Here is a 21,374-nt window from a genome sequence, read left to right as displayed (position 1 = left end):
GCCTTTGTCGCTTTACGCCGTTTTACGGAATACAAACACCAGACCGACGATGATCAACAGCATGCCGAGCATGCTAAGCGTCGCCAATCGGTTGCCGAAAAACAGGTAGTCCATCACCGCCGTCACCGCAGGCACCAGATAGAACAGACTGGTGACATTCACCAGATTGCCCCGGGCAATCAAGCGATACAGCAGCAAAGTCGCCAACACCGACACCACCAACCCCATCCACAGCACCGGTACGACAAAACCGACGCTGTGCTCGAAGTAAAACGGCTGGAACGGCACGAAGATCCCGCAGAGCAAAAGCCCGGCGAGGTACTGCACCGGCAGCGTGCCGAGAGGATTGTCGGTGATGCGCTTTTGCATGATCGAGCCGAACGTCATGCTCGCCAGCGCCAGCAAACCAAAAAGCATCCCGGCCAACGACATACCGGCCAGGCCGATGCCCTGATAGACCACCATGATCAACCCGGCCAAACCCAGTGACAGGCCGAACATCCGGCTCCAGGAACGCTGTCTCTCCATCAGCACCACGGTGAGAATCGGTTGCACCCCCATGATCGTCGCCATCACCCCAGGCGTCACTTTGAGGTCGAGCGCCAGCAGATAGAAAATCTGATACGCCCCCAGCAACACCACGCCCGTGGCCATCGCATACAGCATCGGCCTGCCGCCCTTGGGCAATTTCAGTTTGAACAACGGCACCAGCAGCACCAGACCGCACAAGGCGATGACGAAGCGAAACAACAGAAACGCAAAGGGTGATGCGTGGGCCAGGCCCCATTTGGAGAAGATCGCCCCGCTGCTCCACAGCAAGACGAAAAGGCTCGTGGATGCGGCCGCGAGCGCGGATTTTTTCGAAAGGACAAACATGAATACCACCTGTAGTCAGGCAAAAAGCCAACTCAGCCGAAGCTGAAATTCAGTTGTTTTCAGGTGTGCACGGGGTTCAGCAGAAAATGCTGATCAGCCCGAAACGCCAACACCCGGCGGCGAGACCACCGCGCAAACCGGCGTGCGACTGACAGGAGGGGGGTAATGACTGATCTGCCCCGGCTGCTGATTCCCGCACGGCACGACGCCAGCGTTGACCGCTGAATCGACTACCGCGTTGATGTGGGATGCAGGCATTGGGCTGATCTTTATTTGGGGGATAAAAAAGTGAGTCCTGAAACTCACTGTGCGCCGACTATAACCAGTGGGCGACATGGTTTGCAATGAGTTGGTCAAAGGGCCAGTAACGACAGGCGGGAGGGTGCTGTCTAGGATTGAAGCTGTAACGTCAAACGATGGGAAATGGAATGCAAGAGAGCACATGCCAAGGGAAAGGACTCATATCCGGTATCAACTGTACAGGTCGAGAGCAAGAAAGCTTGCTGGCATCAAGACTGTCCAATTGCAGCATGAACTGGAGATAACTGGCCGAACAAAAATCGATCTATCTCGAATACGTTACGAAGCCATTAACACGCACGCACTCGCGGCTTGGGAGCACTGGGAGGATTCATACTTTTCATGGGATGAGGTTACCGAATGGAAAGCAAGGGAGCCATTAGCACTCGACATTGCTATCTGGTTCGATGAACAACTGTGTGGACTATGCTTCGCCAATCCAAACAGAAGCCGGCAAAGAATCCGGATTGTTCGATTGGAGGGGTATCCCGGAACGCCTCACCCCCTAAAAAAACGAATTGCGTCACTCTCCATACTGGTTATTGAACAGTACGCCCGAATCATTGGCAGCACGCTAATGGAGGTTCAAGAGCCGCTGGATGGAGCGATTTCAATTTACAAGCGACTCGGCTTTTACTTCGACGCTGATCGCCGCCTTGTCAAAGCAGTGGAGAGCCTAGTATCGTGAAAACTGTTCAATTAGTAATCAGCACTGGAGGAAAGATGCGTAAAGTGATTAAAAAGCCTCCCTCAAAAAAACGTTCACCCTCAGTGGCAAATATAAACGTTGCCCTAGAGCTGACGGCCAGTGAGCGCCGGATACTGCAACTAATCGTTACAGGCATCGAAGAGGAGCCTGATGGCGTCCTCGCAGGCGCGTCATTCAAATTTTCGCAATAAAAAAACCGCTCCCAGGGAGCGGTTTTTTCATGCAGACATCACCCAAACAACCAATACCCCAACAACGCCAGCACCACCACTGCCAACACCGGCCGCAGCACCCGGTAAGCCTTGGGATTGCGGCGCTTCCACTGTTTGACGGCACCGCTGATTTTGTCGCTCGAGTTCTTGCTCCACGCATACGCCTGATTGATTCCGCCAACACGCTCGTCATCGAGGTTTTGCGGTGCGGTGGCGCGGCCCAAAAAAGCACTGATCGAACGGTTGATACGCGTCATCAGGCGATTGCTCAGCGGTCGCTCGATGTCACAAAACAGGATGACCCGGGTCTGGTCGGTTTCGTTCTTGACCCAGTGCACATAGGTCTCATCAAACATCACATCTTCGCCATCGCGCCAGGCGTAAACCTGTCCGTCGACAAAAATGCGGCAATCATCTGAATTGGGGGTCGACAGGCCCAGGTGATAGCGCAGGGAACCGGCGAACGGGTCGCGGTGTGGGTTGAGGTGGCTGCCGCCCGGAAGCAGCGCAAACATTGCGCCCTTGACGTTGGGAATGCTGCTGACCAGTGCCACGGTCTTCGGGCATAGCAGCTCGGCCGATGGCAAAGGTTTGTCGTACCACTTGAGGTAGAAACGCTTCCAGCCTTTCTTGAAGAACGAACCGAAACCGGCGTCGTTGTTCTTTTCGGCGGCGCGGATGTAGCCCTCGTCGAACAAGTGCATCGCTTCGTCGCGAATGGCTTCCCAATTGTGCTTGAGCACATCCAATTCAGGAAACCGGCTGCGGTCCAGATAAGGCTTGGAGGGCACGCTGGAGAACATGTACATCAAGGCGTTGTAAGGTGCAAACAGCGCAGAGTGGTTTACGAACTGACGCAGAACCGGTAAACGGGCCTTGCCACGTAAATGCACATAGAGGGTGCTGCCGAGAAACAGCAACAACAACGACGCCTTCGCGGCAAAGGATAAAGTCATCTACAGCTCCTTGGTAACAGACACACGTTGCACAACGCCATTTACCCGACGTCGCTGTTGGCATGATAAACATTGCCAACCCAGGGAAAAACCCGTCTAAACCAACATTCAGTGTTAACGATTGCGCAACAACACATTAGTTAACACAACGCGCCTGAACGCGGGCTGCCTTGAATCAGCCCTGATGGAGAAGGCATTTACGCCCTTCTCCACCATCGCCCGAAACCTGACCGTTACTGCTGGTTCTCCTGCTCGGTAAACAGGTCGCTGAACAACATGCTCGACAGGTATCGCTCACCGGAATCCGGCAAGATCACCACGATCGTCTTGCCCTGCATTTCCGGTGTCTCGGCCAGCCGCACCGCCACCGCCATCGCCGCACCGCAGGAGATGCCGCATAGAATCCCTTCTTCCTGCATCAAACGCAGTGCCATGGTCTTGGACTCTTCGTCGCTGACCAATTCCACCCGATCAACGATAGACAGGTCCAGGTTCTTCGGCACGAAACCGGCACCGATACCCTGGATTTTGTGCGGGCTCGGCTTGATCTCTTCGCCGGCCAGCGCCTGGGTAATCACCGGCGATACGATCGGCTCCACCGCCACCGAGATGATCGGTTTGCCTTGGGTATTCTTGATATACCGCGAGACGCCGGTAATGGTTCCCCCGGTTCCGACACCTGACACCAAAACATCCACTGCGCCGTCCGTATCGTTCCAGATTTCCGGACCAGTGGTTTTTTCGTGGATGGCCGGGTTGGCCGGGTTATCGAATTGCGCCGGCATGAAGTATTTGGACGGATCGCTGGCGACGATTTCGCCCGCTTTCTCGATCGCGCCCTTCATGCCCTTGGCCGGCTCCGTCAGTACCAGTTCCGCGCCCAGCGCCTTGAGCACCTTGCGTCGCTCGATGCTCATGGAAGAAGGCATGGTCAGCATCAACTTATAGCCCCGCGCGGCCGCGACGAAGGCCAGGCCGATGCCGGTATTGCCGGAGGTCGGTTCGACAATGGTCATGCCTGGCTTGAGTTTGCCGGTGCTTTCGGCGTCCCAGATCATGTTCGCGCCGATACGGCACTTGACCGAGTAACCGGGGTTGCGCCCTTCGATCTTCGCCAGGATGGTCACACCACGCGGGGCGATGCGGTTGATCTGCACCAGCGGTGTATTGCCGATGGAATGGGCGTTGTCAGCGAAAATACGGCTCATGGCTGGGTCCTTAACGACAGCATTGAAATAGGGCATCAAGGTAAGCCTCTTGCCCTTGGGCGTCCAGTCAGGTCGAACGTCCGGTTACCAGCGCAGTCAATGGCTTTAGATCGCCAGAGATTTGCCACTATGAAACGTCGTTACAGTTGGCCGCTGTGGACCTTCGCCGGCCTCGTTGTGCTGCTGATTGCCCTGCACTTCGCCCTGCCCTACCTGGTGCGCGACTACCTCAATGACAGGCTGGCGGACATGGGCGACTATCGCGGCCAGATCACCGATGTGGACCTGGCCCTATGGCGCGGCGCCTATAAAATCAATGGCCTGAAAATCGTCAAGGTCGACGGCAAGGTACCGGTGCCGTTCGTCAATGCGCCGTTGATCGACCTTTCCGTCAGTTGGCATTCGCTCTGGTACGACCACGCAGTTGTGGCCGAAGTCCAGTTCATCAATCCCGAGGTGAATTTCGTTGACGGCGGCGCGAATAAACAGAATTCACAAACCGGTCAGGGCACCGACTGGCGCGCGCAACTGGGAAAACTGTTGCCCATCACCCTGAACGAAGTGCGGATAAATGACGGCAAGATCAGCTTTCGCAATTTCAATTCAAAACCGCCGGTGAACATGAACGCCACCAAAATCGACGCGAGCATTTACAACCTGACCAACGTCGTCGACACCGAAGGCAAGCGCGACGCCCGTTTCGAAGGCAAGGCGCTGCTACTGGGGCATGCGCCGCTGGAAAGCACTGCGACGTTCGATCCGCTGAGCAATTTCGAAGAGTTCGAATTTCGTCTGCGGGCCAAGGACATCGAGCTTAAACGCATGAACGACTTCGCCTCGGCCTACGGCAAATTCGACTTCAACGCCGGCCACGGCGACGTGGTGATCGAAGCCAAAGCCAACAAGGGTCGACTCACCGGCTACATCAAACCGCTGCTGCGTGATGTGGATGTCTTCAACTGGCAGCAGGATGTGCAAAACGAGAAAAAGGGACTGTTCCGCTCGGTGTGGGAAGCCTTGGTCGGCGGCACCGAAACCGTGTTGAAAAACCAGGGCAAAAACCAGTTCGCCACAAGGGTTGAACTCAGCGGTAGCGTACATCAACAAAATATCAGCGCGTTCGAAGCGTTTTTGCAGATTTTGCGCAATGGTTTCGTTCAGGCGTTCAACGCGCGGTATGAACGGCCGAAACCGGAAGCTGGCTGAGTCAAGATGTGACGCTCCATTCAGAGACTGAATAAGCCGTCTGCGTTCACAGTCGACCGGGCAGCGCGTTATAGTCGGGGCTGACCATTTTATTGCGCCCCGCCCTGCCTCGTTCAGGTCGGCGTTACCGTTCGAGGATTAGCAGATGAAGTTCGAAGGCACCCAGGCCTACGTCGCCACCGATGACCTGAAGCTGGCGGTCAACGCCGCCATCACCCTGGAGCGGCCGTTGCTGGTCAAGGGCGAACCGGGCACCGGCAAGACCATGCTCGCCGAACAACTGGCCGAATCCTTTGGCGCCAAGCTGATTACCTGGCACATCAAATCCACCACCAAGGCCCACCAAGGCCTGTATGAGTACGACGCGGTCAGCCGCCTGCGCGATTCGCAGCTGGGCACGGAAAAGGTCCACGACGTTCGCAACTACCTGAAAAAAGGCAAGCTCTGGGAAGCGTTCGAGTCCGAAGAGCGGGTGATCCTGCTGATCGACGAAATCGACAAGGCCGACATCGAGTTCCCCAACGACCTGCTGCAAGAACTCGACAAGATGGAGTTCTACGTCTACGAAATCGACGAGACCATCAAGGCCAAGAAACGCCCGATCATCATCATTACCTCCAACAACGAGAAAGAGCTGCCGGACGCCTTCCTGCGCCGCTGCTTCTTCCATTACATCGCCTTCCCGGATCGCACCACGATGCAACGGATCGTCGACGTGCACTACCCGGACATCAAGAAAGACCTGGTCAGCGAAGCGCTGGACGTGTTCTTCGATGTGCGCAAAGTGCCGGGCCTGAAGAAGAAGCCATCGACCTCCGAACTGGTGGACTGGCTGAAGCTGCTGATGGCCGACAACATCGGTGAAGCGGTGCTGCGTGAACGCGATCCAACCAAGGCCATCCCGCCGCTGGCCGGCGCGTTGGTGAAAAACGAACAGGACGTGCAACTGCTGGAGCGTCTGGCGTTCATGAGCCGTCGCGGCACCCGCTAAGAGGCTGATGCCATGCTGCTCAACCTGTTCAATGAAATGCGCGCAGCCAAGGTGCCGGTCTCGGTGCGTGAACTGCTGGACCTGATCAACGCGCTGAAACAGCGCGTGACCTTCGCCGACATGGACGAGTTTTACTACCTGTCCCGGGCGATTCTGGTGAAGGACGAGAAGCATTTCGACAAGTTCGACCGAGCCTTCGGTGCCTATTTCAACGGTCTGGAAAAACTCGACGATCATCTTCAGGCGTTAATTCCCGAAGACTGGCTGCGCAAAGAGTTCGAGCGTTCGCTGACCGACGAAGAGCGCGCGGCGATCCAGTCCCTGGGCGGCCTCGACAAGCTGATCGAAGAATTCAAGAAACGCCTGGAAGAACAGAAGGAACGCCATGCCGGTGGCAACAAATGGATCGGCACCGGAGGCACCAGCCCGTTCGGTTCCGGCGGTTTCAACCCGGAAGGCATTCGGGTCGGCGATGCCGGCAAGCGTCAGGGCAAAGCGGTCAAGGTCTGGGACCAGCGCGAATACAAGAACCTCGACGATTCGGTCGAATTGGGCACGCGCAACATCAAGGTCGCCCTGCGCCGCTTGCGCAAGTTCGCTCGCCAGGGTGCGGCGGAAGAACTGGACATCGACGGCACCATCGACCACACCGCCAAGGATGCGGGGCTGCTGAATATTCAGATGCGGCCGGAGCGGCGCAACACCGTCAAGCTGTTGCTGTTGTTCGACATTGGCGGTTCGATGGATGCTCACGTGAAGATCTGCGAAGAGCTGTTCTCGGCCTGCAAGACCGAGTTCAAGCATCTGGAGTACTTCTACTTCCACAACTTCATTTATGAATCAGTGTGGAAGAACAACATGCGCCGCACCTCCGAGCGCACCTCGACCATGGACCTGCTGCATAAGTACGGTGCTGACTACAAAGTGATTTTCATCGGTGACGCCGCCATGGCGCCCTATGAAATCACCCAGGCCGGCGGCAGCGTCGAGCACTGGAACGAAGAAGCCGGTTACGTGTGGATGCAGCGGTTCAAGGAGAAATACAAGAAGCTCATCTGGATCAACCCGTATCCGAAGGACACGTGGGGCTATACCTCGTCGACCAATATCGTGAGGGATTTGATCGAGGACCAGATGTATCCGCTGACCCTTCGCGGGTTGGAAGAAGGGATGCGGTTTCTTTCCAAGTAATTTTTGTTGCCTGGCATGACGCCATCGCGGGCAAGCCTTGCTCCTACAGAGTTTATGTATGCCGTGAAATGTCGGCACGACTCAATCCTGTAGGTGCAAGGCTTGCCCGCGATGCTTTTAGCGGTTGTTGAAACGCTGCAAATACTCGACTTGTTCGCGATGCGCCACATCCTGCACCACCGGTTTCAACCGCACCTGCGCCCCCGGCAAACACTGCGCCAACCGCGCCAGCGCCAACGGCGTCAACGCGCCCAATCGCGGATAGCCACCAATGGTCTGCCGATCATTGAGCAACACAATCGGCTGCCCGTCCGGTGGCACCTGCACCGCTCCCAACGGAATGCCCTCGGAAATCATCGGCTTGCCCTGGTACTGCAACGCCGTGCCCAGCAGACGAATGCCCATACGGTCGGCGCGGCTGTCGAGGCTCCAAACACTGTTGAACGCATCGAACAGACTCTGCCCACTGAACTCACCGATTTGTGCACCGAGCACCAGATCCAACGGCGCATCAAGTTTCAGATTCGGCCGCTGGTCTGCGGTCAACTCCCGCAACAACATCACTGAGTTGCCTGAGTAGCTCAAACCCGCGCCTTTGCTCAGCGCGCGACCCATGCCATCCAGTCCACCGAGTTCTTCACGGATCACCGTCGCGCTGCTGCCCAACACCTTCGGCGCATCGAACCCGCCCGGTGCGGCCAGATAAGCGCGTGCGCCAAGCAAAGGCTGGGTGAATTGCAAACGCTGACCTTTTTGCAACCTGAAACTGCGCCACGCTGCCAATGGCTCGCCAGCGATGTGTGCGCCAAGGTCAGCGCCGGCCAGCGCCAATACGCAATCTTCCTCGGCCACCACGGTGAACCCGCCAAGGGTGATTTCGATCACCGACGCATCCAGACCGTTGCCCAGCAACCAATTGGCCCACGACATCGAACGCCAATCGGCCGCGCCGCCCTGGGTCACGCCCAGATGACGTACGCCGAAACGCCCGGCGTCCTGCAACAGGCACAGCGGCGTGCTCGCCTCTATCGTCAAACGGCTCATGCCTGGACCTCCAGTGGCGTGTCGTCACCGCCCAGGTTGATGAATTCGGAATGTTCGACCGCTTCGAAGCGCACGGTGTCGCCCGGTTGCATCAGGCTGTAGCCGTCACGGTTGCGGTCGAACAATTTGGCCGGCGTGCGACCGATCAGGTTCCAGCCCCCCGGCGAAACCACCGGATAAGCCGCCGTTTGCCGTTCAGCGATGCCTACACTACCGGCGGCGACTTTCTTGCGCGGCGTGTTCAGACGCGGCGCGGCCAACACTTCCTCCACCAGTCCCATGAAGGCGAAGCCCGGCGCAAAGCCCAGGGCAAACACCTGATACTCGCGTTCGCTGTGACGACGGATCACCTCTTCCACCGCCAGCCCGCTGCGCTGCGACAGCAGGCTCAGCTCGGGGCCGACGCTCAAGTCGTACCACACCGGCAACACATGACAGGTGCCGCGAGTGCGCGCGTTGGGCGACAGATCAATCAACGCTTCGGCGATTAATTCCCGTGCCTGGCTCGGGCTCAACGCCGTCAGGTCGTAATGCACCATCAAGGTCGTATAAGACGGCACCAGATCGATCAGATGTTCAGCAAACGCCGCCCGCAGACTCTCGCTGGCCGCCAGCATCCACGGCATGTTGGTTTCAGCAATTTCATCGAACAAGCGCACCATCAGACAATCCAGCGCGACCACTTCCACCCGCAGTTTCATGACGCGCTCTGCCGGTTCAAGGCTTCACGGATTCGCTGCACGGCGGCGACCGAGCTGGCGTTGTCGCCATGCACGCAGAGGGTGTTGGCCTGCAAATGCAGGGCGCTGCCGTCACTGGCGGTGAGGTTGTCGCCACGGGCGATGGTCAACGCCTGATCGATGATTTTTTCCGGATCGTGATGCACCGCTCCCGGCAGTTGCCGCGACACCAACATGCCGGCGCTGTCGTAGGCGCGATCGGCGAAAGCCTCGAACCACAGGGTCACGCCGTATTCATCGCCCAACTGCTGCGCGGCGCGGTTGTCTTTGGTCGCCATCAGCATCAATGGCAGGTTGCGGTCATAGGACGCCACCGCTTGCAGCACCGCACGCAATTGCGCCGGGTTGGCCATCATGTCGTTGTACATCGCGCCGTGGGGTTTTACGTAGCTGACTCGCCCGCCCTGAGCCCGGCATATGCCGTCGAGGGCGCCGATCTGGTAATGCAGGATGTCCTGAAGTTCCTGGGCGGCATACGCCATGGAGCGACGGCCGAAACCCACCAGGTCCTGATAGGCCGGATGAGCGCCGATCTTCACGCCGTGACTGAGGGCCAGGCTGACGGTCTTGCGCATGATGCTCGGGTCGCCGGCATGGAAACCGCAGGCGATGTTGGCGCAATCGATGAAGGGCATGACTTCCGCGTCCAGACCCATGGTCCAGTTGCCGAAACTCTCGCCGATGTCGCAGTTCAATAGCAGGCGGCTCACGATGAACACTCCTGTAGGCTTTATTCTTTTTAGCTGCGGGACATATCTGTAGGACAGCCCCGCAGATTATCAGTTACTGGGCGTCGAGTTGCTTGCCACGGGTTTCCGGCAGGCTCAAGGCCGCGAGGATCACCACGCCGTAGGACACTGCCGCAAAGGCACCGATGCCTACGCTCAGCGGTACTGTCTGGCTGAGCAGGCCGATCAGCAGCGGAAACAACGCCGCCAGCGCCCGGCCGATGTTGTAGCAGAAGCCCTGGCCCGAACCGCGAATGCGCGTCGGGAACAACTCGGTCAGGAACGCGCCCATGCCGCTGAAAATCCCCGAGGCGAAGAAGCCCAGCGGAAAGCCCAGCCACAGCATCACGCCGTTGCTGACGGGTAGTTGGGTGTAGAGCAACACGATGGTGAACGAGCCCACCGCGAACAGAATGAAGTTTTTCTTGCGACCGAGGATGTCAGTCAAATAAGCGCTGATGACATAGCCGACGTAGGACCCGACGATCACCATCGCCAGATACCCGCCAGTGCCGAGTACGCTCAAACCGCGTTCGTTCTTCAGGAAAGTCGGCAGCCAGGACGTGATCGCGTAATAGCCGCCCAACGCACCGGTGGTCAGCAACGAAGCGCGAATCGTGGTGAAGAGCATGCCGGGGGCGAAAATCTCGTAGAACTTCGACGGGTTGCTCGGCTCTTGCCTGGCTTTGGCTTCGCGGTAGATTTCCGGATCTTTCACCAAGCGACGGACAAAAATCACAAAAATCGCCGGCACGATGCCAAGGATGAACAGCGCACGCCAGGCATCTTCCGGCGGCATGATCGAGAACAGCAGCGCATACAGAATCGCCGTCAGGCCCCAGCCCAATGCCCAACCGGACTGCACCATACCAACGGCCTTGCCGCGGTCCTGGGCGCGAATCACTTCACCGATCAGCACCGCGCCGGCCGTCCATTCACCACCGAAACCGAAGCCCATCAGGGTGCGGGCGATCAACAGTTGCTCGTAGCTCTGAGCGAAACCGCAGAGGAAGGTGAAGAAGGCGAACCACAACACGGTCAGTTGCAGTGTGCGCACCCGGCCGATGCGGTCGGAGAGGATCCCCGCCACCCAGCCACCGATGGCCGAAGCAATCAGCGTGCTGGTGTGAATCAGCCCGGCCTGCCCGGTGGTGATGCCCCACATGGCAATGAGGGTCGGCACCACGAAGCTGAGCATCTGGGTGTCCATGCCGTCCAGGCCATAGCCGATCTTGCAGCTCCAGAAGGTGCGGCGTTCCTGCTGATTGATGTTGCGATACCAGTCGAAAGGTCCCGGGCGAGCCGATGCTTTCGGGATGGCGGTGGTGTCGGGCGCACTCATGGCAAATCTCCGCGCTGATTTTATTGGTATTGTTCTGAGCCCCGACGACGCCTATCGTGGGAACCGGATGCGTCGATTTTTGGTCGCGCCACCCTGTCGCGTCCAACTAATAAAAACCCGTCCTAGCCATAAGAAAAACTTGATCCCATGAACCTGAAGTTTCTCGAGACGTTTGTCTGGGTCGCCCGACTCAAGAGTTTTCGCCTGACCGCCGACAAACTCTTCACCACCCAGGCGTCGATTTCCAGCCGCATCGCCGTGCTTGAAAGCGAGCTCGGTGTGAAGCTTTTCCTGCGTGATTCGCGTGGCGTGAGCCTGACGCCCGAAGGCTTGAAAGTGCTCGATTACGCCGAGCAGATGATGGACACCATGCAGGCGCTCAAGCAGTCGATCGAAACCCGTTCGAGCAAGGCCGGGCGCGTACGCATTGGCGTGATGGACACCGTGATCCACACCTGGCTCAGCCCGTTGGTGGCGCAGATGACCGATCACTATCCGCTGGTGGAAATCGAGTTGGTGGCCGATACCTCGCTGAACCTCTGCGATCAGCTGCAAAAAGGCTTCCTCGATGTGATCCTGCAAACCGACCTGTTGCGCCAGGAAAGTGTGCGCAGCCTGGAACTGGCCAGCCACCCGATGGGCTGGATCGTCGCCAGCAATTCGCTGTACAACCGTGAGTATTCAGGCGTCGCCGACCTCGCGAATGAGCGGATCATCACCTATTCGAAAAACTCCCATCCGCATCAGGAAGTGCTGGCGTTGATGCAGGCCAACGGCGTAACGGCGCCGCGACTCAATTGTGTGAATTCGGTGTCGGCAATCACCCGCTTGTTGCGTGACGGCTTTGGCATCGGCGCGTTACCGCCGGTGCTGGTGGCCGAGGAACTGGCGCGCGGGGAATTGACCTTGCTGGATATCGATCAGCGGCCACCGGACTTACAGGTGGTGGTGTCGTGGCGGGTGGGCGTTGAGTGGGTCGAGGAGATTGTGGCGTTGTGTCAGCAGGTGTTGGAGGGGTATGCGCAGAAGGTGGGTGAGAATTACATCGTGTTGGCTGTTTAACTCCAACTTGTGGCGAGGGAGCTTGCTCCCGTTCGGCTGCGCAGCAGGCGTAAAATCGGCATCCGCGGTTTATCTGAATGACTTTTGTTGCCGGATTTTGGGGCTGCTGCGCAGCCCAGCGGGAGCAAGCTCCCTCGCCACAGGTGCCACGTTTACAACCCGCGCAAATCCCGCTCTTCGATCGGCCGGCTCTGGCGCAGGCGTTTGCCGCCCAGCACCACCCAGTCGATCAGACGGAACAGGCACTCAATCCCGAACGACAACAGCAGCGCGCCGCTCATACCCCAGATCATCGCTTCCGGGGTCAACAGGATCTGGTAGCTGTAGCCATTCCAGGTTTCCTTGCGAATGTCCGGATCGGCGGCCAGCACCACTTGCAGGAAGCGGATGTACCACGGGCCCTGCATCGCCTGGAACTGTTTATCCAGCGCCACCTGACGGGTCAGCAAGTTGTTCAGGCTATCGGCATCACTGCGAAAGATCGGGTCTTCGCTGGCACGGTAATGAGCGACCAGCGCCTGCATATCACCCTTGAAGAACTGATTGGCGGTGTTCTGAAACCCGCTCAAACCGGTTTGCGCCTCAATCAGATGCGCTTCGATCCGCTTAGCGTAATCGTTGATGAACCCCGGCACCTGGACACCGATCAACAGGCCCGCCGCGAATAACACCAGCCGTAGATAACTGAGCAACATGGGGAGCAGATCCTTATTCGGTCATGCCCTGGCTGACGCATTCACCGCGTCGCCACAGGCTCCATTGGCCCGGTTCGTAACGGGTCCAGGTTTCGTTTTCGGTCAGGGGTTCGGTGGCGATCACTGTGACCACGTCGTTGGGCGTGGTTTCGGCCTGGAAGTCGACGATCACGTCGACGTCCTTCAAGCGCGCCGGGCCGAACGGGGCGCGACGGGTAATCTGCGCCAGTTTGGTCGAGCAGAAGCAGAACAACCAGTCGCCATCGCTGAGCAAGCAGTTGAACACGCCTTTGTTGCGGTATTCGGCGCAGGCGGCGACCAAGTCCGGCAGCAGCTCTTCGACCTCGACCGGCTCGGGAAACGCCGCGCGTACACGGTTGAGCAAATCGCAAAACGCCGCTTCGCTGTCGGTATCGCCAACCGGGCGATAGAAACTGGCCTTCGGCTGAAAGTCGGCCAATTGGCCGTTATGGGCGAAACACCAATTACGCCCCCACAACTCTCGGACGAACGGATGGGTGTTGGACAGGCAGACCTTGCCGACGTTGGCCTGGCGGATGTGCCCGATCACCACTTCGCTCTTGATCGGATAGCGCTGCACCAGGTTCGCGACTTCCGACTCACAGCTCGCCGCCGGGTCCTGGAACAGTCGCAGCCCGCGACCTTCGTAGAAGGCAATGCCCCAGCCATCGCGATGCGGGCCGGTACGGCCACCGCGCTGCATCAGCCCGGTGAAGCTGAACACGATATCGGTCGGGACATTGGCGCTCATGCCCAATAACTCACACATGCTCGGACTCTCGCTCAATGGCAGGGGGCAAGGTTACAGACGAGGTTCGACCCGCATGCGCTGGGGATTGCTCGGCAACGGCGGACGGCCGTAGCGATCATCGCCGGCACCGCCGAAAGGATGTTCTTCTTCCGGATCCTCGGCACGGGCCGCAGCTTTGGCGGCGGCAGCCTGCTCCTTGCGGGCATTCGCGGCGCGTTCGATGGGGAAGCGGATCGCCACGATCACAAGGTAGATGCCGAAAGCGATCATGCCGTACATGAACAGATCGGAAATCGCTCGCCAGGCGTTGTTACCAACCTTGAACAGCAGGTCCAGGGCGGTAATGGCGATGGCCGGGGCGACCTTTTCCTTCACCGGGTCAATGATGGTGGGGCTGAACAGCAGCACCGCCACCAGCAACCGCAGCGGCTCACGCAGCCAACGCCACATCCAGCGGGTAATGCGCATCCACACCAACAGGCAGCCCAAAGCGGCAAAGGCGTAGAGGCCCCAAGCGATCAGATAGTCGTTCTCGGTCATGGTGTCCATGGCAAGGCAGGCAAAGAGGCGCTTATGATAACGGCTTTTCGCCCGTCAGGCTGCCCCGCTGACGGCGTCGCCTATTTCGAATACTGTCCGAGAGCCATTCATGTCCTTATCCGCGAACGTCAACATGCCCCCGATCGCCCACAAGGCCGAAGGTTCCGACCCGTATGCCTGGCTGCAGGAGCGCGACACCGCTGCGGTGCTCGACTACCTCAAGGCTGAAAACAGCTATCAGGAAGCACAAACCGCCGATCAGGCCGGGCTGCGTGAAACCCTGTTCGAGGAAATCAAGGGCCGGATTCTCGAAACCGACCTGTCACTGCCTTCGCCGTGGGGCCCGTATCTGTATTACACGCGCACCACGGCGGGCGACGAATACGCCCGCCACTACCGTTGCCCGCGTCCGGCCGACGACAGCCTGACCCTCGACGAAAGCCAGGAACAACTGCTGCTGGACCCGAACGTGCTGGCCAATGGCGGCTTCTTTTCCCTGGGCGCGTTCAGCATCAGCCCGGACCACCAGCGCCTGGCCTACAGCATCGATTCCACAGGTGACGAGATCTACACGCTGTTCGTGAAGGAATTGTCCGACGGTCGTGTCAGTGAACTGGAATTCCAGGACTGCGACGGCAGCATGACCTGGGCCAATGACAGCCTGACGCTGTTCTTCGGCGAACTGGACGACACCCATCGCCCGCACAAGCTGTACCGCTATCGTCTGGACGGCACCGCGGCCGAGGAAGTGTTCCATGAGCCGGACGGCCGCTTCTTCATGCATTGCTACCGCGCCAGCTCCGAACAGCAACTGTTGCTGTCCGTGGGTAGCAAGACCACCAGCGAAGTCTGGGTGCTCGACGCCAACCAGCCGCAACAAGCCTTTACCTGCATTGCGCCACGGGTCGAGGACCACGAGTACGACGTCGACCACGGCGCCCTCGACGGCCAATGGACCTGGTTCATCCGCACCAACCGCGACGGCATCAACTTCGCCCTGTACACCGCTGTCGATACCGGCTCGGCGCCGATCGAAGCCGACTGGCAGAACCTGATTCCCCACAGCGACACGGTGATGATCGATGGCATGAGCCTGAATGCCGGCGCCATGACCCTCAGCCTGCGTGAAGGTGGCCTGCCGATCATCGAAGTCCATCCGCAAGACCTGCCGAGCTACCGGGTGCAACTGCCTGACGCGGCTTACAGCCTGCATGTGCAAAACAGTCTGGAATTCGTCAGCGAGCGGATTCGCCTGCGTTATGAAGCACTGAACCGTCCGGCGCAAATCCGCCAACTGCAACTGAGCAACGGCGAACAGCAAGTGCTCAAGCAAACCCCGGTGCTCGGCCCGTTCGATGCCGATGCCTACGTCAGCCAGCGCCTGTGGGCCACCGCGCCTGACGGCACGCAGGTGCCGATCAGCCTGGTGGTCAAGCGCGAAGCCCTCGGCAAACCGGTGCCGCTGTATCTGTACGGCTACGGCGCCTATGGCGAAAGTCTTGATCCGTGGTTCTCCCACGCACGCCTGAGCCTGCTCGATCGCGGCATGGCGTTTGCCATTGCACACGTGCGTGGCGGCGGCGAACTGGGCGAAGCCTGGTATCGCGCCGGCAAGCAGGAGCACAAGCACAATACCTTCAGCGACTTCATCGCCTGTGCCGAGCACTTGATCGCCAATGGTTTCACCACCGCGCCACAACTGGCGATCAGTGGTGGCAGCGCCGGTGGCCTGTTGATCGGCGCGGTACTGAACCAACGTCCGGAGCTGTTCGGCGCGGCGATTGCCGAAGTGCCGTTCGTCGACGTGCTCAACACCATGCTCGACCCGGACCTGCCGCTGACCGTCACCGAATACGACGAGTGGGGTAATCCTGAAGAACCCGACGTCTATGAGCGGCTCAAGGCTTACGCCCCGTACGAAAACGTTACGGCACAAGCCTATCCGGCCACGCTGGTCATCGCCGGCTACAACGACAGTCGCGTGCAGTACTGGGAAGCGGCCAAGTGGGTGGCGAAATTGCGCGCGACCAAAACCGACACCAATCCCCTGCTGCTCAAGACCGAACTGGGCGCCGGGCATGGCGGGATGAGCGGTCGGTACCAAGGATTGCGTGACGTAGCACTCGAATACGCATTTTTGTTCAAGGTTTTGCGGATTGCCTGAGGAACTTGATCCGATGAACCGGTCTTAATTCCGTACATCGGGAGCCGATACAACACCGTCCCCTGTAGGAGCAAAGCTTGCTCGCGATGAGGCCGCCACACTCAACATCAATGTTGACTGAATCGCCGCCATCGCCAGCAAGCTGTGCTCCTACAGGGCAATGCCAAACTCGGAAACAGACACAACAAAAAAGACCGCAAAAAAATGTCAGAACCGACCTTACTCAACAACGAAATCCGCGACTGGCTGATGGACTGCGGCCTGTTCAACCAGCTGCTGCCGGCGGATTTCGCCGCCGCTTCGGGCTATTTCAGCATCAGCACCATTGCCCAGGGCGAACAGATTTTCCAGGAGGGCGATGCCGGCAGTTTCATGTGCATCATCCACACCGGCCAAGTGGCGGTACAGAAATCCACCGCCGACGGACAACGGGTGACCATCGCCACCCTGCGCAGTGGCCGTTCGTTCGGCGAAATGGCGGTGCTTGACGGCGAACGTCGCTCGGCCAGTTGCGTGGCGGCGAGCAACTGCCAGTTGCTCAACCTCGGCAAGGATTCACTGGAAAAGATGCTCAATGACGCGCCGAAAATCGCCGCCAAGATCATCCGCGCCCTCGCCGTCTCCCTGTCCAAGCGCTTGCGCATGGCCGACGGGCAACTGCTATCGCAACAGGTCTAACCGCCGGGCGACTTGACCTTCGGCGGATTCTGTTCGATCCCGGGCACCGGCTGATCCTTGGTCGGCGGACTCGGCCTCTCGATAGGCACCAACGGCGGACCGCCACTGCCCGGGCCGACTTTCGGCATGGGCGCGGGAGTGATTTGCGGATACGGCGTAGGGGTTGCGGTGCCGGGCGAACCAGGCATCGGCGCGGGACTGACGGGCGAAGTCTGTAGCGTCTGGGCCTGCACTGCAGTAATCGAGAGCGCGGCCAGGGCAATGACCGTTAGAATGGTGCGCTTCATCAATGGCTCCGTTGGCCTTGTTGTCATTTGCAGGCTACTCCCAACTGCGTCCGTTTGCCTTCCCCTGTGCTGCCAATTTTCTTCAAGTGAGCCCCATGAAACGTTTCGTTCTGCTCGATACCGCCCCTATTCCCGAAAACGGCGGTGCCCTGTGCCTGTTCGAGTACGGCGAGGATTTCGTCATCAAGATCCAGGGCGGCGACGGCGGGCAACTGATGAACACGCGCATGCACGGTTCCGAAGATGCCTTGGCCGAGATCCCCTGCCGCAAGGTCGCCGGTCGGCCGAATTCACGGGTGTTGATCGGTGGACTGGGCATGGGTTTCACCCTCGCCTCGGCGCTCAAGCATCTGGGCAAGACCGCTGAAGTGGTGGTTGCCGAGCTGGTCCCCGGCGTCGTGGAATGGAACCGCGGGCCGTTGGGCGAAAAGGCCGGAAACCCGCTCCAGGACCCGCGCACGGTGATCCGCATGGAAGACGTGGCCAAAGTGCTGCAAGCCGAGCAACAAGGCTTCGACGCGATCATGCTCGACGTCGACAACGGTCCCGAAGGCCTGACCCAGCGAGCCAACAGCTGGCTCTACTCCGCTGGCGGCCTGAGTGCCTGCGCCAAGGCCCTGCGGCCAAAAGGCGTGCTGGCGGTCTGGTCGGCCAGCGCGGACCGGCAGTTTTCCGACAAACTGAAAAAAGCCGGATTCAAGGCCGAGGAAGTGCAAGTCTTCGCCCACGGCAACAAGGGCACCCGCCACACCATCTGGATTGCCGAGAAGCTCAAGGGCTGAGCTAAACTGCGCTTATACCGTCATTAGTCATTTAACAAAGGTGAACCCATGAGTTCGTCCACCCCAACCAACACGTCGAAGCTGGACCGCATCCTCGCCGACAACCAGCGCGACAAGGAAATGGGCTACCGCGACAAGGCCCTTAAGATGTACCCGCACGTGTGCGGCCGCTGCGCCCGTGAATTCTCCGGCAAGCGCCTGAGCGAACTGACCGTGCACCACCGCGACCATAACCACGATAACAACCCGCAGGACGGCTCGAACTGGGAGCTGTTGTGCCTGTATTGCCACGACAACGAACACTCGCGTTACACCGACCAGCAGTATTTCGGCGAAGGCTCGCTGAGCACGCCGAAAATCGCCAAGGCGACGCATAACCCGTTTGCCGCGTTGGCCGGGTTGATGAAGAAAGAAGATTGAAGATTTTCAGCGCCTGAACCGGCCTCATCGCCAGCAGGCTGGCTCCCACAGTGATCCAGGTGACCAGATTGGCGCAGATCAGTGTGGAAGCCAGCCTGCTGGCGATGGCGGCCGCGCCTGCACCGCCAATCTCTGATCTGACCGCAGCTGCCCAATCCCCGTATAATCCCGCTTTTTTCCCGAAAGGCACCCCGCTCGTGGCAGACAAACGGTACAGCTGCATTGGTTTGTATAACCCCAAATCACCGGAGAACGTCGGTTCGGTGATGCGCGCCGCTGGCTGTTATGGCGTAGCGTCGGTGTTCTACACCGGCAAGCGTTATGAACGCGCCGCCGATTTCGTCACCGATACCAAGCGTGTTCATTACGACATCCCGCTGATCGGCATCGATGACCTGAAGAAAATCCTGCCGCTGAACTGCGTTCCGGTCGCCGTCGAACTGGTCGAAGGCGCACGCCCGTTGCCCGAATACACTCACCCGGATCGCGCTCTGTACATCTTCGGCCCTGAAGACGGCTCGCTGGATAAAGAGATTCGCGACTGGTGCGAAGACGTGGTCTACATCCCGACCACCGGTTGCATGAACCTGGCCGCCACGGTCAACGTCGTGCTGTACGACCGCATGGCCAAGGGCTTGAACACCCGCTCGGGACCGAAATTCCGCTGAGTTGCCGCACATCCGATGGAACAAGCTGCCCGCCCGCGCAGTCAGCTTAACTATCGATTACTTCCTGCCTGGAGACAGATCATGAGCGAACTCAAACGCGTAGAACGTATCGAATCCACACCGTTCCAGAGCCATTCCGAGCAGAACGTAGAAGGCTGGGAGCGCATCGGCTCGCTGGCGGGTGGCGTGGTGATGGTCGGCAAGGGCCTGCGTCGCGGCGGCATCTTCGGCTTGATTCAAGTGGCCATCGGCGGCGTAGCCCTGGCCCGTGGCATCACCGGCCACAGCTCGGCGAAAAGCCTGCTGGAAAAAAGCCGTCAGGACATGAACAACGTGCGGGCGAAGATTCAGCGGGCGGGTGAAGAGTTGCGGCAGTTGAAGGCCAATGCCGAAGCAGCGACCAAAACCGCGACGGTCACGGGGAATGATTCGTTGAAGTCGCCGAAAACCGGGGGTTGACCTTTTAGAAAGCAAAGATCGCAGCCTTCGGCAGCTCCTACAGGGTGATGTGTACACCTGTAGGAGCTGCCGAAGGCTGCGATCTTTTGATTTACTGAAGCAACCCGCTATCAAGAACTTTCGAAGAATCACCGATAACACTTTCCGAAAGCTGCACAAACTCCTTGGTATCAATACTCTCCAACCGCATCGCCCCGCGCATCACATCATCCAGCGAACGCTTGTTGCGCGTCTTCAGGCGAATCTCGCGGTCCAGTTCCTGCAACAACACAACGGCTTTTGAAACCTGCGCCGGGTTGACCTGCTCGCCGCGCAGTGTGGTGACTTTCTGGCCATCCTTGACCAGACGACGGTGCAATTGATCGTAACGCTCATCGCTCATGCCACCAGCGCGGCGCACCAGCTCAATGGCGTAGTACTCGGCAAAGCCTTCGCTGATCCAGTCGCTGCGCTGCTTGTCGTTGATCCGCCCGAACAACTGCGCCAACTCCCGCACCAGCGCACTGCTGCCGCTTTCGCTGACCAGCGGCAACCGGCTGTTGAGATAGATCGATTCTCGCGCCGCCAGACTGCCGCGCCACATCGGATCGTTGGCGCCGACAATCAGCAACTTTGTGGGATGACGAGGGAACACGGCTTGTACTTGCGGCCAGACGAAGGTCAGCAAGGTCAGCACATCCATGCGGCGCATGCCCTGCCCTTGCGGCGAGGCCACGGTGACTTCGGTTTCACCGAGACGAGTGCGACGGCTGCCAAGGTTTCCAGCGAGCATCCAGCCCGTGGGCCGGTCGAACAGGCGGGAAACGTTGTCGATGCGGAACTTGTTCTTGCCGATTCGCGGCCAGGCGGTTTCGACGCTTTTCCAGCCGCCGGGCAATTCGAATTCGAGACGTGACACCAGTTCAATGCCGTCCTGCTGATCGAGTCTGGCGGGTGGCACCAGGTCGTCACCGCGCATCAACGCCCAGTTCGGGGTCATGCGCGTGTCAAAACTACCGGTTTTGCGGCCATGGCTGATACGGACGCGGTAGGTCAGGCTCGACTTGTCAGCGGCCGGATGCCACACGCCACGTGTCTGCTTGCCCGGTGTCGGTTGCCATTGGCCATCGGCCTTGAAATCGCTGTACTGGCTGCCGTCGCCGAGGTCAAAGTCCAGGCTGCGGACCGCCGAACCTTGGGCCAACGTCAGGCGCACTTCAGCCTGATCGCTTTGCGGCAACAGGCGCACGTGGTAATCCAGATCGACCTTCTTCGCCGCCCACACGGGCGAACTCAGGGCCAGTAACCCAACGACCAGTGCCCGCCGCCATCCCACAGCCATACACACTCCTTGGTGAACCGTTG

The 21,374-nt window shown here is 59.1% G+C and carries 24 protein-coding genes; 11 read left to right on the top strand and 13 right to left on the bottom strand.

What is annotated here, in order from left to right:
* Nucleotides 1-12: 12 nt before the first annotated feature.
* Nucleotides 13-876, bottom strand: a complete 864-nt coding sequence (locus V6Z53_RS09575) for a DMT family transporter (RefSeq protein WP_338585258.1) — start codon at nt 874-876, stop codon at nt 13-15.
* Nucleotides 877-969: 93 nt separating this feature from the next.
* Nucleotides 970-1,134, bottom strand: a complete 165-nt coding sequence (locus V6Z53_RS09570) for a hypothetical protein (protein WP_191630533.1) — start codon at nt 1,132-1,134, stop codon at nt 970-972.
* A gap of 184 nt (nt 1,135-1,318) precedes the next feature.
* Between V6Z53_RS09570 and V6Z53_RS09565 the strand changes: the two genes are divergently transcribed.
* The gene (locus V6Z53_RS09565) at nt 1,319-1,864 is read left to right on the top strand and encodes a hypothetical protein (protein WP_338585257.1); all 546 of its coding nucleotides are present in this window, start codon (nt 1,319-1,321) and stop codon (nt 1,862-1,864) included.
* 250 nt (nt 1,865-2,114) lie between these two features.
* Here V6Z53_RS09565 and V6Z53_RS09560 read toward each other — a convergent pair whose 3' ends face one another.
* Nucleotides 2,115-3,053 carry an aspartyl/asparaginyl beta-hydroxylase domain-containing protein gene (locus tag V6Z53_RS09560; protein ID WP_338585256.1) on the bottom strand — a complete coding sequence of 313 codons (939 nt, stop codon included), beginning with the start codon at nt 3,051-3,053 and terminating at the stop codon, nt 2,115-2,117.
* A 233-nt stretch (nt 3,054-3,286) separates the two neighbouring features.
* Nucleotides 3,287-4,261, bottom strand: coding sequence for a cysteine synthase A (gene cysK, locus V6Z53_RS09555; protein WP_338585255.1), 975 nt, complete (start codon nt 4,259-4,261; stop codon nt 3,287-3,289).
* Between the two features lie 129 nt (nt 4,262-4,390).
* Between cysK and V6Z53_RS09550 the strand changes: the two genes are divergently transcribed.
* The 3 genes from V6Z53_RS09550 to V6Z53_RS09540 all read left to right on the top strand — a co-directional run bounded on the left by V6Z53_RS09550 (nt 4,391) and on the right by V6Z53_RS09540 (nt 7,649).
* On the top strand, nt 4,391-5,467 hold the full coding sequence (locus V6Z53_RS09550; protein ID WP_338585254.1) for a DUF748 domain-containing protein: 1,077 nt from the start codon (nt 4,391-4,393) through the stop codon (nt 5,465-5,467).
* 145 nt (nt 5,468-5,612) lie between these two features.
* Nucleotides 5,613-6,458 (top strand): MoxR family ATPase, encoded by an 846-nt coding sequence (locus V6Z53_RS09545; RefSeq protein ID WP_008015962.1) that lies wholly within the window; start codon nt 5,613-5,615, stop codon nt 6,456-6,458.
* A 12-nt stretch (nt 6,459-6,470) separates the two neighbouring features.
* Complete coding sequence (locus V6Z53_RS09540) at nt 6,471-7,649, top strand: VWA domain-containing protein (RefSeq protein WP_008055445.1); 1,179 nt, start codon at nt 6,471-6,473, stop codon at nt 7,647-7,649.
* 117 nt (nt 7,650-7,766) lie between these two features.
* Here the strand turns inward: V6Z53_RS09540 and V6Z53_RS09535 are convergent, their stop codons facing one another.
* From V6Z53_RS09535 to V6Z53_RS09520, 4 genes are all read right to left on the bottom strand, one after another.
* Nucleotides 7,767-8,693: a biotin-dependent carboxyltransferase family protein gene (locus V6Z53_RS09535; protein WP_338585253.1), complete on the bottom strand. Its 927-nt coding sequence runs from the start codon at nt 8,691-8,693 to the stop codon at nt 7,767-7,769.
* Nucleotides 8,690-9,394 carry a 5-oxoprolinase subunit PxpB gene (gene pxpB, locus V6Z53_RS09530; RefSeq protein ID WP_338585252.1) on the bottom strand — a complete coding sequence of 235 codons (705 nt, stop codon included), beginning with the start codon at nt 9,392-9,394 and terminating at the stop codon, nt 8,690-8,692. The genes V6Z53_RS09535 and pxpB overlap by 4 nt, the downstream gene beginning before the upstream one ends.
* Nucleotides 9,391-10,143: a 5-oxoprolinase subunit PxpA gene (locus V6Z53_RS09525; RefSeq protein ID WP_338585251.1), complete on the bottom strand. Its 753-nt coding sequence runs from the start codon at nt 10,141-10,143 to the stop codon at nt 9,391-9,393. The genes pxpB and V6Z53_RS09525 overlap by 4 nt, the downstream gene beginning before the upstream one ends.
* Nucleotides 10,144-10,216: 73 nt before the next feature.
* Complete coding sequence (locus V6Z53_RS09520) at nt 10,217-11,503, bottom strand: MFS transporter (protein ID WP_338585250.1); 1,287 nt, start codon at nt 11,501-11,503, stop codon at nt 10,217-10,219.
* Nucleotides 11,504-11,650: 147 nt separating this feature from the next.
* Here V6Z53_RS09520 and V6Z53_RS09515 point away from each other — a divergent pair, with 147 nt between their 5' ends.
* Complete coding sequence (locus V6Z53_RS09515; protein ID WP_338585249.1) at nt 11,651-12,565, top strand: LysR family transcriptional regulator; 915 nt, start codon at nt 11,651-11,653, stop codon at nt 12,563-12,565.
* 152 nt (nt 12,566-12,717) lie between these two features.
* On the opposite strand, the gene V6Z53_RS09510 is transcribed toward V6Z53_RS09515, so the two are convergent.
* From V6Z53_RS09510 to V6Z53_RS09500, 3 genes are read right to left on the bottom strand one after another with little or no spacing between them, the layout of a single operon-like run.
* Nucleotides 12,718-13,260 carry a DUF2937 family protein gene (locus V6Z53_RS09510; RefSeq protein ID WP_338585248.1) on the bottom strand — a complete coding sequence of 181 codons (543 nt, stop codon included), beginning with the start codon at nt 13,258-13,260 and terminating at the stop codon, nt 12,718-12,720.
* A gap of 13 nt (nt 13,261-13,273) precedes the next feature.
* Entirely contained in the window at nt 13,274-14,050 is a 777-nt protein-coding gene (locus V6Z53_RS09505; RefSeq protein WP_338585247.1) for a class II glutamine amidotransferase, read from the bottom strand.
* A gap of 33 nt (nt 14,051-14,083) precedes the next feature.
* Nucleotides 14,084-14,581, bottom strand: coding sequence for an MFS transporter (locus V6Z53_RS09500; protein ID WP_338585246.1), 498 nt, complete (start codon nt 14,579-14,581; stop codon nt 14,084-14,086).
* Nucleotides 14,582-14,681: 100 nt separating this feature from the next.
* Here V6Z53_RS09500 and V6Z53_RS09495 point away from each other — a divergent pair, with 100 nt between their 5' ends.
* The gene (locus tag V6Z53_RS09495; RefSeq protein WP_338585245.1) at nt 14,682-16,736 is read left to right on the top strand and encodes a S9 family peptidase; all 2,055 of its coding nucleotides are present in this window, start codon (nt 14,682-14,684) and stop codon (nt 16,734-16,736) included.
* A gap of 204 nt (nt 16,737-16,940) precedes the next feature.
* Entirely contained in the window at nt 16,941-17,414 is a 474-nt protein-coding gene (locus V6Z53_RS09490) for a cyclic nucleotide-binding domain-containing protein (RefSeq protein WP_338585244.1), read from the top strand.
* Here the strand turns inward: V6Z53_RS09490 and V6Z53_RS09485 are convergent.
* A complete protein-coding gene (locus tag V6Z53_RS09485) occupies nt 17,411-17,701 on the bottom strand; it encodes a hypothetical protein (RefSeq protein ID WP_338585243.1) in 291 nt (96 codons plus the stop codon). The two genes, V6Z53_RS09490 and V6Z53_RS09485, sit on opposite strands and share 4 nt — an antisense overlap.
* Before the next feature lie 95 nt (nt 17,702-17,796).
* Between V6Z53_RS09485 and V6Z53_RS09480 the strand changes: the two genes are divergently transcribed.
* The 4 genes from V6Z53_RS09480 to V6Z53_RS09465 all read left to right on the top strand — a co-directional run bounded on the left by V6Z53_RS09480 (nt 17,797) and on the right by V6Z53_RS09465 (nt 20,030).
* Complete coding sequence (locus tag V6Z53_RS09480; RefSeq protein ID WP_338585242.1) at nt 17,797-18,483, top strand: hypothetical protein; 687 nt, start codon at nt 17,797-17,799, stop codon at nt 18,481-18,483.
* 48 nt (nt 18,484-18,531) lie between these two features.
* Nucleotides 18,532-18,903, top strand: coding sequence for a YajD family HNH nuclease (locus V6Z53_RS09475; RefSeq protein ID WP_007944009.1), 372 nt, complete (start codon nt 18,532-18,534; stop codon nt 18,901-18,903).
* Nucleotides 18,904-19,100: 197 nt separating this feature from the next.
* On the top strand, nt 19,101-19,571 hold the full coding sequence (locus V6Z53_RS09470; RefSeq protein WP_007911337.1) for an RNA methyltransferase: 471 nt from the start codon (nt 19,101-19,103) through the stop codon (nt 19,569-19,571).
* Between the two features lie 81 nt (nt 19,572-19,652).
* Nucleotides 19,653-20,030 (top strand): DUF2892 domain-containing protein, encoded by a 378-nt coding sequence (locus V6Z53_RS09465; RefSeq protein ID WP_338585241.1) that lies wholly within the window; start codon nt 19,653-19,655, stop codon nt 20,028-20,030.
* A 91-nt stretch (nt 20,031-20,121) separates the two neighbouring features.
* Here the strand turns inward: V6Z53_RS09465 and V6Z53_RS09460 are convergent, their stop codons facing one another.
* Nucleotides 20,122-21,351, bottom strand: a complete 1,230-nt coding sequence (locus V6Z53_RS09460) for a hypothetical protein (protein ID WP_338585240.1) — start codon at nt 21,349-21,351, stop codon at nt 20,122-20,124.
* Nucleotides 21,352-21,374 lie beyond the last annotated feature (23 nt).

Source organism: Pseudomonas sp. MAG733B (assembly GCF_036884845.1).
Classification (GTDB): domain Bacteria; phylum Pseudomonadota; class Gammaproteobacteria; order Pseudomonadales; family Pseudomonadaceae; genus Aquipseudomonas.
The sequence above is the reverse complement of the archived record's forward strand: the minus strand, read 5'-3'. Positions and strand labels throughout refer to the sequence as shown.